The sequence below is a fragment of the Hafnia alvei genome, from assembly GCF_964063325.1.
Lineage (GTDB): Bacteria > Pseudomonadota > Gammaproteobacteria > Enterobacterales > Enterobacteriaceae > Hafnia > Hafnia alvei_B.
The window spans coordinates 3,617,650-3,629,946 of sequence record NZ_OZ061315.1 but is presented as its reverse complement, the minus strand read 5'-3'; the positions used below and the strand labels follow the sequence as shown (position 1 = coordinate 3,629,946).

The 12,297-nt window shown below is 47.5% G+C and carries 8 protein-coding genes; 4 read left to right on the top strand and 4 right to left on the bottom strand.

The genetic code is table 11. The annotated features are described in order from the left end of the window. Positions 1-38 precede the first annotated feature (38 nt). Positions 39-581 carry a DUF1003 domain-containing protein gene (locus AB3Y96_RS17105; RefSeq protein WP_367299790.1) on the top strand — a complete coding sequence of 181 codons (543 nt, stop codon included), beginning with the start codon at positions 39-41 and terminating at the stop codon, positions 579-581. Positions 582-619: 38 nt separating this feature from the next. On the opposite strand, the gene yegD is transcribed toward AB3Y96_RS17105, so the two are convergent. Continuing rightward, on the bottom strand, positions 620-1,972 hold the full coding sequence (yegD, locus tag AB3Y96_RS17100) for a molecular chaperone (protein WP_367299789.1): 1,353 nt from the start codon (positions 1,970-1,972) through the stop codon (positions 620-622). Positions 1,973-2,167: 195 nt separating this feature from the next. Between yegD and alkA the strand changes: the two genes are divergently transcribed. After that, positions 2,168-3,604 (top strand): DNA-3-methyladenine glycosylase 2, encoded by a 1,437-nt coding sequence (gene alkA / locus AB3Y96_RS17095; RefSeq protein ID WP_367299788.1) that lies wholly within the window; start codon positions 2,168-2,170, stop codon positions 3,602-3,604. Beyond that, the gene (locus AB3Y96_RS17090) at positions 3,601-4,086 is read left to right on the top strand and encodes a methylated-DNA--[protein]-cysteine S-methyltransferase (protein WP_367299787.1); all 486 of its coding nucleotides are present in this window, start codon (positions 3,601-3,603) and stop codon (positions 4,084-4,086) included. Before alkA ends, AB3Y96_RS17090 begins: the two co-directional genes overlap by 4 nt. Here the strand turns inward: AB3Y96_RS17090 and AB3Y96_RS17085 are convergent. The 3 genes from AB3Y96_RS17085 to AB3Y96_RS17075 form a co-directional block, all read right to left on the bottom strand. Beyond that, complete coding sequence (locus AB3Y96_RS17085; RefSeq protein ID WP_367299786.1) at positions 4,083-7,070, bottom strand: PAS domain S-box protein; 2,988 nt, start codon at positions 7,068-7,070, stop codon at positions 4,083-4,085. The genes AB3Y96_RS17090 and AB3Y96_RS17085 overlap by 4 nt on opposite strands. A 216-nt stretch (positions 7,071-7,286) precedes the next feature. After that, positions 7,287-8,723 carry a magnesium transporter gene (gene mgtE, locus AB3Y96_RS17080; protein WP_072308341.1) on the bottom strand — a complete coding sequence of 479 codons (1,437 nt, stop codon included), beginning with the start codon at positions 8,721-8,723 and terminating at the stop codon, positions 7,287-7,289. Between the two features lie 74 nt (positions 8,724-8,797). Next, positions 8,798-9,028, bottom strand: coding sequence for a YfgG family protein (locus AB3Y96_RS17075; RefSeq protein WP_072308342.1), 231 nt, complete (start codon positions 9,026-9,028; stop codon positions 8,798-8,800). Between the two features lie 543 nt (positions 9,029-9,571). Between AB3Y96_RS17075 and AB3Y96_RS17070 the strand changes: the two genes are divergently transcribed. Further along, the gene (locus AB3Y96_RS17070; RefSeq protein WP_072308343.1) at positions 9,572-11,776 is read left to right on the top strand and encodes an EAL domain-containing protein; all 2,205 of its coding nucleotides are present in this window, start codon (positions 9,572-9,574) and stop codon (positions 11,774-11,776) included. The last annotated feature ends 521 nt before the right edge of the window (positions 11,777-12,297 follow it).

The window sequence follows — 12,297 nt, the reverse complement described above, 5'->3', positions numbered from 1 at the left end:
ACGATGAAAGCTATTGATGTTTGTTGCAGAGAAACTCCATGAATATTAACGATAACTCATTACTACAAAAGCTGCGTGAATCGCGTCGTTTACGTCGAGAAAAGTTCCTGAATCAGAAAAAGGCCACGAATGTTGCCGGCACTTCGGTACCGGCTTTAACGCTAGGTCAGCGGATGGCGGATGGCGTTACCAGCGTGATTGGTTCGTGGCGGTTTATCATCATCCAAAGCATTTTGCTAGCATGCTGGATGGTTGGTAATGCATGGTTTGGCCATAATGCGTGGGATCCCTATCCATTTATCCTGTTGAATTTGCTGCTTTCATTTCAGGCGGCCTATACGGCACCAGCCATTATGATGAGCCAAACGCGGCAAAGTGATATGGATAGAAAAAGGGCGGAAAATGATTTTGAGATTAACGTGAAAGCGGAGCTGGAAATCGAGTTGTTGCACGAAAAAATCGATCTACTGAAAGAAAAAGAGATTCAGGCACTCACAGAAGCAATTCGCAGGCTGACGGAACGTCTTGATGCCGCCGCCCAGCAGACAAAAAACGTGGCACCTACAGATGATGTTCAATAGGTGCCACATTTCATTGGTAAGTTGGCATTTACTTACATTTAGCGATAAATACGCTGCGCCCAGCGTGCCAAACCGGCGGTTACCGAACCAAAGTCGTTGCCACCGACGATTGGGATCCCCGGCAGCTGTCGCGCCAGCGCATCACGAATCAGAGGTGAGCGAGCACTTCCCCCGGTTAGATAGATGACCTCAGGCGTGATGTTGCTGACGGTTAATGCGCTGCTGACCTGCTCTTGAATGCGCTCTAGAGGCTGCATGATGGCTTCGGCTAATTCATGAACGTTGAGGTGCTGAACTAGGCCGTTGGCAATGAAATCCAGCGTTGTGCTGATGCTATCTTGCTGAGAAAGCGCAATTTTGCTCTCTTCTGCGCTACGCACTAAGCGATAGCTTAGGCGCTGCTGATAAACTTTCAGCAGAAGTTCAACCTTGCTAGGTTCAGCGGCATCACGGATTAAATCACGTAACATGCGGCCATTCGCCGTGCTGTAAAAGTCGCTTTGTGCGGGAACGTCGTTGGTGGCGACCGCATTCCAATAAGGTAAGGCAGGTAGCGCGGTGCCTTTTTCGGTGACGCCACCCGCGCCCAACAGCGGCATGAGCTGTTTAAAGGCCAGCATGATATCCAAGTCGTTACCGCCCACGCGGCAGCCGCTGTGGCCCAGCAGGCTTTCATGACGATCGGTGCGATCGCGCCACTGCGGGCCCATCAGCAGGACGGAGCAGTCGGTTGTACCCCCTCCGATATCAACGACCAGCACTTTTTTCTCTTCGTTCAGCGTTGCTTCAAAATCAAGCCCAGCAGCAACGGGCTCAAATTGGAAAGTCACATCCTGAAAACCTGCGCGATGGGCAGCACGGTCAAGAATACCTTGTGCCTGTGCGTTAGCCTCTTCGCCGCCGGTGCCTTGAAAGTTCACCGGACGCCCAATAACCGCTTGGGTAATTGATTGATTCAGCGTGCTCTCCGCCTGACGTTTGATGTGGAACATCATAGCGCACACCAAATCCTCAAACATTGCGATTTGCTGAGGTTTCAAGCCGTTGGCACCCAAGAATGACTTCGGTGATTTGACGAAGTAAACCTCTTCTGGGTCTTCTACATACAGGCTGAGCGCCTTTAGGCCAAACTGTAGGCTATCTGCGGTGACGGGAATATCTTCTTCCCGATTAAAATTTATCGCACGGCGCAATAATTGTTGGTTTTCATCGCTGCCGGTTGGCACTTGCCAATGGCGATGTAAGCATTCGCTTACTGCTTCACGCGTAGGCGCACACAACATTGAGGGCAGATACGGAGAGTCCTGCTCAAGCGGTAGTAATTCAGGTTGGTCACCTTGCATGACTGCGACGGAGCAGTTTGCGGTACCGTAATCAAATCCAATAAACATATGTTCTCCTGCGTTCCCCATGCCATGAAGGGCGGCGACTTTACTCTATTGTGCCGTTTTCATCAATGAACTCCTCCCGTCATTCCTGTTTAGGCATGCGGTGGTGGCGATCTTATGGTGATATCAATGTCCGATTTCCGCGAGTCAGAACGGATAATTAAGGATAAGCTGTGTACAGAATAAGCGGGGGGTAATATGAACGGTAATCATGAAATCTGGTATGCCGCATTAAAAGCACGCGATCCCAAATTTGATGGGCGTATTTTTGTCGGAGTGTCATCAACAAAAATATATTGTCGTACGGTTTGCGGAGCGCGCACGCCAAAAGCAGAGAACTGTCATTTTTATCCTAGCGCAGCGGCGGCTGAGCGCGATGGTTATCGCCCATGCTTAAAGTGCCGCCCAGAGCTCGCTCCCGGCTTATCCATTGTCGATCTCTCTAATCGTTATATACAGGTTGCGGTTCAGCTAATCGAGCAGGGCTATTTAACGCAGAATAGCTGTGAGGCACTGGCGACGCGTTTAGGTATTTCGGATCGCCAGCTACGACGGGTTTTCGCCGAGCATTTTGGTGCTTCACCGATTGAGTATGCGCAATCTTATCGCTTACTGCAGGCCAAACGGCTTTTGATGGATAGCCATCTGCCGTTAGAGGAAGTGGCGTTCAGCGCGGGCTTTGGTAGTTTGCGACGCTTTAATGAGTTATTCAGTGCGAGGTATCGAATGACGCCCAGTTCTTTGCGTGCCAATAAGACGAAGCAAGAAGAAGGACTCATGCTTTCGGTTAGCTATCGTCCTCCCTATGATTGGGGCTGGATGCTAGGGTTCCTGCAGGCGCGCTGCGTGGCCGGTGTGGATAACGTGACGGACGAGGGTGAATATCAGCGCACGTTACGCGTGGGGCAGGATTCGGGATGGATTGCTTTGCGCCCCGATGCTCAGCGATGCCGAGTCAAGGTGCAGATTTCGAGCTCTTTAACGGCGCATGCGCCAGAAGTGCTGCGCCGAGTTCGCCAATTGTTAGATTTAGATGCTGATCCGCAGGCCATCGCTGAAGGCTTAGGTGAGCTCGCCTTGCACAATCCAGGATTACGTTTGCCGGGATGCATGAATGCGTTTGAACAGTCGGTACGGGCTATTTTAGGGCAGGTGGTTAGCGTAAAAATGGCGGCGAAATTTGCCTCGGCGATTGCTGAGCGTTGGGGGGAGTTTGTAGATACACCGTTAGAGGGTTTGAATGCCATATTCCCCGATGCTAATCGGTTGGCTGTACTGTCAGCGGAAGAGCTCAAAATTATCGGAATACCACTTAAACGCGCCGCCAGCATTGTGCGTTTGGCGCAGGAGGTGAGTGAAGGGCGTCTTATCCTAGAAGATGTTCTGGATATTGAAGGGAGTATTGCGGCTATCACCGCTATTCCAGGGATCGGCAGTTGGACCGCTACCTATATTGCGATGCGCGCGTGGAGTTGGCCAGATGCATTCTTACAGGGCGATTATCTGATTAAACAGCGTTTCCCGCAGATGACGCCGAGTAAAATTGTGAAATATGCCGAACGATGGCGGCCATGGCGTGCCTATGCCAATTTGCATCTTTGGCATAACGACGCTTGGACAATGGAGACATTATGATGAATTACAGTCAGTTTAAAACGCCTCAGGGCCAGATGTTTATTTTGTTTGATGATAACAGTGTGCACGGCGTCTATTTTGATGGGCAAAAATATCTGCCTGATTTTAGTCAGCATCGGGAGCTCAATCATCACCCTGTACTTGAGCGTGCACGTCAGCAGCTACAGGCTTATTTCTCCGGCGACAGCGATGGCTTTGACTTCCCGTTGGCGGCGCGTGGCACGCCATTCCAGCAGGCTGTATGGCAAGCATTAAGCGAAATTCCCTGCGGTGAAACCTGTACCTACATGGCCGTGGCGTTGAAAGTCGGTAATCCTAAAGGCGTGCGGGCCGTTGCTCAAGCAATCGGACATAACCCGTGGTCGGTCGTGATCCCGTGTCATCGAGTCATTGGCTCCTCAGGGAAATTAACCGGCTACGCGGGCGGCATCGATAGGAAAGCCTGGCTTTTGAAGCGAGAGGGTGCCGATATTCCGCTCTAGTTAATGCCGAAATATCCGTCCTGTAGAACGGATGAAAGCGGTTTAACTTCTTGAATCATATTGCCAAAGGCTAAATCGATTTTGATGCTGTCGAGAGTCAGCAGGGAAGCCTGTATGTCGGCGGGTCCTGCGATAGTCTGCGCGCCGTGACGCCATGCATTTCCATGGATGATCGAAACCAGCACTTCGTCCATTTGGTTGCAATGTACGTTGGTGATAAGCGTTGGCGTGATCATGACATATTCGATTTTGACTGACTGCAAACGTTCAATCACGCTGAGGTTGCGGCCAAAGTCTTCAACGATCAAACGACAGCCTAGATCTGTGAGTTTATTAAGCACAGGCTGCGCTTGTGCGTAATCTTCGTTAAGAGCGCTTTCAGGCACTCGAAGCATTAATCGTGAAGGCGGAAGCGGCGAGGCTTGAATCATCTCAAACATGTGATCGATAAATGCTGAGTTGCATAGACTACCGGTGGCAATAGGAATAGCGATGCTAATACCTTTGTTTTTCAAAGCATGCGCTTGGTTTTCTAGCACTTCACGTAGCAACCAACGGTCGACCTCTTCACGGCGATGATTTTGGAAGCAAGATTCCTGAAATAGCTCAGGTAAAATATTCACCCCTACGGCGTTATGAGGGATGAGATCGAGGTTATAAAACGCGATAGACTGAGGTGTTTTGGGCGGCGCAATGCCCTGAGCCTGAATGTTGATGCGGTTTTCTGTCAAAATATCATCAATATCTTCAGCGCTAAGTAACCCTTTACCATAGTTTAAGTGCTGCTTGTGTTTGGGCTCATAGCTCATTAATTTGCCACGTCCGCTGTGCTTCGCTGTGTAACACGCTATGTCGGCCTGATTCATCAGATCAACGGCCAGGGCGTTGCCTACGTTGATAAGCGTCATGCCTGCACTGGCGCCAACGCGATGAAGTTTTCCTTCCCATACAAAGAGGTAGTCATTTATCTGATGAATGATATGTGCAATGATTTCTTTAGCTTTGCTTGCTTCGCAATCGATAAGAATGAAAGCAAATTCATCGCCGCCTAGGCGGGCTAACATATCCTGAGTGCGGATATTTGAATGCATAAGTTGGCTGATTTTTTGCAATAGGGCATCGCCAGCGGCATGGCCGGCGCTGTCGTTAACGGCCTTAAATCGGTCTAGATCGAGGAATATCAGCGCGTGGGAGCGTTCTTCCTCTACGGCCTGACGGAGGGCTCGTTTCAGAGCCTGTTCAAAGCTAACTCGGTTCGGTAGCCCGGTCAGTGGATCATGCAATGCGCTATAAGAGAGCTTGCGTAGCAATTCTCGAGATTCGCTGACATCTTGGAATACCAGCACATAGCCCATTACGTTCCCGTTGATCGTGGTGAGCTCGGAAACTCTGCTTTGTACATCGAAATGCGTGCCTTGTAAGTTTTTTAGGATCAAGCGATCTTCGGCTCGTCTGGCATGACTGCTTTCATCAGTACGCAGCGGGTAAACGCTGTCACCATCAATACCGTCATACAAATGCACGATATTGTCGATGGGTAAACCGAGCGCTTCCTGTTGTGTCCAACCGGTCATCTTTTCTGCAACGGGGTTCATAAACGTCACCCGCATCAGGCTATTGGTACTGATCACCGCGTCGCCGATCGACGTCAGCGTGATATGCAGACGCTCTTTTTCTTCATGCAGTTTGTCTAAAAGCTGTTGTTTGTATCTTTCGTTATTCTTTATTTCGCTGATGTCTTTTATTTGCGATACGAAATACAGCGGTTCACCTTGAGGATCACGAATTAAGGAAACGCTGAGCAGGGTCCAAATACTGGTACCCGAACTGTGTAAGTAGCGTTTTTCCATGCTGTAGCTGCTAATCTTTCCTTCCACTAACGCATTTAGTTGATGGAGGTCGGACTCTAAATCGTCGCGGTGCGTGATGTCTTGAAATGTCATGTCGGTTAGCGTGCGCGCAGGATAGCCCAGCATCTGGCAAAGCGCAGGGTTTACCTGAATCCAGCGGCCATCAAGGCCAACCAATGCGGTACCGATAGCTGAAAATTCGATCACGTTGCGAAAACGGGTTTCGCTTTCTTCGATGTGGTCGCGCTCTAGGCGGAATGCGTGCATCAGTACCGCAACCGAGTTAACGGGCAACAGCACCAGCAGAAGCGGGGTATAAACCAGCACATCATTCACGGAAGGGTAGGCTGAACGTATATCTACCACGTGATAGGCCATCATGATCGCCAGCAGGACTATGACACATAAAAAACTGGTAAACGCCTGTAGCAGCGGCAGGCGAATGGCGGCCCAAAGCATAGGAATGATGGCGAAAGTGAAGGGGAAGGGCAGATACTGCATGGCGTAAAAACAAGAAACCATCGCAATCGCAATGATCATGATGCTTTCTGTCAGCGTTCGCTCATTAAGACTCTTACGCCAAAAGCCGCGATAATAGAGAAGTCCAACCGGTGTTAGCGCCATCACACTGATCGATTCTGACATAAACCAGACACCAAAAATTTGGTTGAATGGCGCAAGTCCATGCAGTGAAACAATGGTTGCGGCTAACGTTGCACTAAATAACGGTGCGAGTATAACGCTGCAAATAACAAATCTGAGCCAAGTATAGAGCCCGTTAATTGGCGATTTATGATTTAGGAATCGGCTCAACAGCAAGGTGCATACCACCGCCTGAACTTGATTGATCAAAGCGAGTTGAACCGAGAAGAGGCTGATAGGGAAAAATGTCCAATTAGCTGCCATGGTGGCTAACTGAGCGGCGAGCAATATAAAAGGCCATTGATGCTTTTTATGATGGAATAAAAAGGCAATAGTTGCCGCCGTAGGGAACCACAAAGAGGCTAGGTTGGTGTCGTGCTGAGTGAGTGTGATGCAGAAGCAGGCAAGCAGATAAATCAGACCGGCGAAAACGGTAAGCGTCACAATAAAATAGGGCTTTTTTTCATCGCCAACATCTAAACTAACATCCATACCCCTGCCTTAATGACGTGTACGTGACACGTTCAATACGTTAATTTATCTGATATTTATTGCGTTAGCATTTTCACGAATATTAGTCTAAATGTCATCATGTGCAACATTAATTAGCATAGCAAATGAATTCTGGTTTATCTCTTGTGAGGTGTTTAGCTGTAGCGCACAAGACAACGAAAGAATCTGTGCGCTAGCTTGAAAGTTAGCGAGGTGTTAAAGCAGAAATAGCGTTGCCAAACCGAGGAAAATAAAAAAACCGCCGGTATCTGTGATCGCGGTGATAAGTACGCTGGAACCCACGGCAGGATCACGGCCAAAACGCATCATAGTCATCGGGATAATGACGCCCATTAACGCGGCCATCAGCAAATTTAGCACCATTGCCAACGTCATGACGCCACCCATAGCGGCATTGTGGTAAAGCAAAAAAGTGACGACGCCCATAATGCCGCCCCAGACCACGCCGTTAATCAGCGCCACGCCCAGTTCGCGTAATAATAAGAATGAGACATTCCCGGCCTGGATGTGCTGCAAGGCCAAGGCCCGAACTATCATGGTGATAGTTTGGTTTCCTGTGTTACCGCCGATTCCTGCCACAATAGGCATCAACGCCGCAAGCGCCACCAACTGCGAAATAGTGTGCTCAAATAAGCCGATAACGCGTGAAGCCACGAACGCCGTGCACAGGTTAATGGCCAACCATGCCCAACGGGTTTTGACCGCCTTTGTTACGGGAGCGAAAACATCTTCTTCGGCGCTTAAACCGCCCATACGACGTAAATCGGTATCACTCTCTTCATAAACGACGTCGACGATGTCTTCGATGGTTAGGCGTCCCATTAGCTTGCCTTTGCCATCAATCACGGCAGCGCTGAGTAGGTCATCTCGTTCAAAGGTACGCGCTGCATCTTCGTCATTATCTTCGGGATCAAAAGTTGCAGGGTCTTTGTCCATGACATCACCAACCAGCGCCTCTGGTTTATTCAGCAAGACCGTGGTTAGAGAGAGCTCGCCAAGCAGACGGTTAGTGCGGTCAGTGACAAACAGTTTGTCAGTATTGAGCGGAATGGTTCCGCGCATGCGTAAAAAACGCTGCACGGTAGCGAGAGAAATATCAGGGCGCACGGCAATGATTTCGAAGTCCATAATCGCGCCAACGGTATGCTTACCATAGCGGATGACCTCTCGAACCTGTGCGCGTTGCTCTGGTTCCATGGACGTAAGTAGGCGTCCCATCAAATTGCGTGGGAGGTATTGTCCGAGATAAACCTGTTCATCAATATCTAGTGATTGCAGGGCTTTGAGTAACTCTTTGTCACTCATCTCGTCGATCAGGCTGTCCCAGACGCTTTCAGAGGCTTCAACCAGCGTTTTACCGCGTTTTTCTTTTCCAACCAAACGCCATAATGCGTGTCTTTCTTCTGCAGGAAGTGCTTCTAGTGTATCCGCCAAGTCTGGCGCAGGGAGTTTATTTACTAGCGATTTTATTTCTGCGGTCTGGTCGAGAAGTTCGGGATTGTTGAGCTGCGAGGGGTCTTCAAGCTTACCGAGTATCCCTTCAGATAACGATTTATTATTGAGTAGTAACTGGAGGATACGGAAGCGATCTTCTGCGCGTTGTTTGACGCTATTTTTTGCAATGACGGGCATTGGAAAAATCATTCCTTTTTTATTAATTATTAAGCAGCAGGCGGGAATTGAGCTCTTAGATAGTAGTCGTCAGACTAGGGTTGTGCCCCTTTTTTATCCACTGACGACGTTTCTGGGGTATTCATCTGTAAAGGCTGAGATTTTTCAGTAGGCGCAGGCGTTGTATTTTCTTTTTTTTCCTGATGATGGGATATCGCACCAAAGGAGGCATAAACTAAGCGGCCAATCAAAATAAAGAAGCTGATTAGCAATACAATTTTGGTCATGTGGACGTTAGTACGTCGTTTTAATTTATGAATATTCATCACTATCTAATCATCTCGTTTTAGAGATATCAGTCTCTGATTTAGGCATAGTCGGGCTCGGGCGTCAATCATAGGATACCGTGTGATAAAAATATTTCATACTATGAATGAGTTATCTCATCACACTGCTTAACGTTTAATAGGGTAATTTTCGACGCTGACAGCGTCTAGCATTTTAGTTGCTTTTTAAATGATGGTTTAACATTGGTTCATTATTTAATCTTTTTGTGTCATGTATGCTGAGAGTGACTTACAGGATAAATCTGGATTAAGCATAATTTATGATTGAATTTAGTGTTTTTTGATCATTATCAAAAGGTAGAATGCGCCGTTACATAATATTTCAGGCCGCTCTCAGATGTATTTCATTACAATGGGCTTGGGTTGACGTTCTGAACTCCAAAGGTTGAGTTCAAAAGAGTGATTAGGAAGCCACTTTTAATTATCATTGTTTTTTCAACGGGTTCTATTTTATAAGTTGCTTTATGACCGTGTTAGAACATGTAGCAAGGAGTGACCTCGGGACCTGTTGAAGTCTAATCCATGAGCCAATTACAATATTTACTGCATCGTTTGAATTATTGGTGGGGGACTCCCCTGCTTTTTGCTCTCGTATTATTACCTTTCAGCCTTTTTGTATCTCCTCATCTCGTCACGAGTGATGGTGTCGTTTATCTTTTATTCTTACCAATGGCGGTTTCACTTTCGCTATTAATGATTTTTAGCTGGCGCGTGATGCCAGCGCTAGCCGTTGTCTCCTTTGGTCTTTATATCTATAAGATAGGTTATTTACCGGGGGCACTTGTTGCCACTGCGCTAGTGCTTTCGCTTGGTATTAGCTGGTATGGCTTTCTGAAGCATGTAGGGCGGCGTTGGTCATGTGGCTTTGGCCGAATGCAAACCATGTTGCCGCGGCTGTTTTGGATGGTTGTCGTATTGCCGCTCGTCTTCCTGATGTTGATTCAGATAATTGTTGCTCTAGGCATTTTCGAACCCGTTGAAAAAATGGCCGCATCGGCACCTTTTTCTATTAGAACGCTGATTGGCTACCAAGCATTGGTACTCGCCTGTCTCGCGGGTGTACCTGCGTGTTATTACCTGCTGCGTGTTGTTCTTAAGCCGCGTTTTCTTAGCGTCATTGTAAATCGTTGCCGTAAGGAAATCGCGCAAGGTGTCACGGCATGGGAAATTCAGATCTGGCTGTTGCTGCTCGTAGCGATGATAACCGTGTTGGTTATTCCTGCCACTGACGATAGCAGTATTTTTTATACTGACTACACGTTAACGCTGTTGCTGCCATTAATGCTTTTTGGTGCGATGCGCTATGGATATCAGCTCACCAGCTTGGTGTGGTCAGCATCGGTGATCACGTTACTCCTAAACTATGACGGTTTTGTACAATGGGATAATTTGGTTCATAGCCTGGCGTTGATTATGTCGATGATGGTGATGTTTACGCTGACGATTATTCTGATGGCGGCAGTGAATACACGCCAACGTCGTCTTTATGAAAAGACCCAGCGGGCATCAATGATCGATCCCGTCATTCAACTGCCGAACCTTCGTTGCCTACAATATGACTTGCAGCAGCATGAGCGTTCGGTTGTTTGTTTCCTACGTATTGCGAATCTCGATACGCTTTGCCGCACGTATGGCATGCAGCTTAAGCTTGAATATAAGCAACGGTTAGCCTGCATGATCAAAAAAGTGTTGGCGGCTGACGAAGATGTGTATCAGTTACCGAGTTACGATCTTGTCTTGCGTCTTAATAATCGAAATGCGCCCGAAACGATTAAACGCCTTAATGATGCGATGAAGCTATTCCGCTTACTGTGGAACGGCTTACCACTACGTTTGCACTATGGAATCGGCTATTGCACGGTTCGCCAGCCGCTGGTTCATATTTATAGCGTTATTGGCGAGTTGAGCTCTATGGCAGAGCGTTCGCTACTTACAGGGAATGCGGAATCCACCCACCTCAATGCTCAGAGCTTGCAGCAGGGTATTCATAGCAAAGTGGCGATGCTGCATCATATTCAGCAAGGATTGGATAAAGATCGGTTTATGCTGATGGCTCAGCCTATTGAAGGGTTTCGAGGCGATCGTTATCACGAAATTTTGCTTCGCCTGCATGATGAAGATGGCAATATCATCATGCCTAACGACTTCTTCCCTGTCGTCGCTGAATTTGGTCTGAATTACGATGTCGACTTATGGGTACTTGTTCATGTACTGGAGTTTATTAATTTAAACCGTGAGCGCTTTCCTGCTGCATGTTTCTCGATCAATCTGACTCCGTCAACGCTGGCTAGACCTACGCTGGTGCAGGATATCTCCCGCTTGTTGGCCAAGTATCAGGTTGAGGCCTACCAGATCATTCTCGAAATAACAGAAAGTAATATTACGCAGTCTAAAGAGCTCACGGCAAAAACACTGTCACAGCTCCGACAGATGGGATGCCGAATTGCTATCGATGATTTTGGCACTGGTTTTGCCAGTTACGATCGCCTGAAGAATATTGAAGCTGATATCTTAAAAATTGATGGCAGCTTTGTTCGTGAATTGATCGATAGCCCGATCGATCAGCAGATTGTCTCTGCGATGTGTCAGATTGCGCGCTTGAAAAAGCTTTTAGTGGTTGCTGAGTACGTCGAAGATGAAGCACAGAAGTTTCAGTTAAAAGCACTGGGTGTTGATTATATTCAGGGTTATCTGCTAGGAAAGCCGCAATCTCTCGCTTCTCTCTAAGTTAAACCATAAGTTAACGAAATCTGCGTTTTATGGCCGCCAGTGTTTTCTGGCGGCTATTTCTTTTTCATTGTTAATTAACAAATTGATTTTTATGTATTTTATTTATTCATTTTTACCATTTGATAGCGATATACATTATTTTTTTGCCATGGTCTCTCGCAGTGTAAAATTCTATGCGTGGGTTATTTATTGAACAATCATCCGCAGAGAATACCACCCTAAGGGGCAATTTATGTATGGTGATACTCTTAAAATGCCAAATCATTAACTGGTCTGCCAACTTTCTCTGGATGATGATTCCGCAAGTGAATTTAGCTCTTGTCTTTTACCTGCCAGAACGTGTTTACTTGTCGGTGTAGTCGCCATATAACGCCAGCTAATAACTTATACAGTAATCATCTGTCGGGTGGTGTAACCCACACCAATGGCTTCTCTCAGGGGAAGTCAGGGTTATGAAATCAAGACAGAGCGGCGTTTATGTGTTGGTGTGAATTATGAAGTTATGAAGAAAAAGGCGA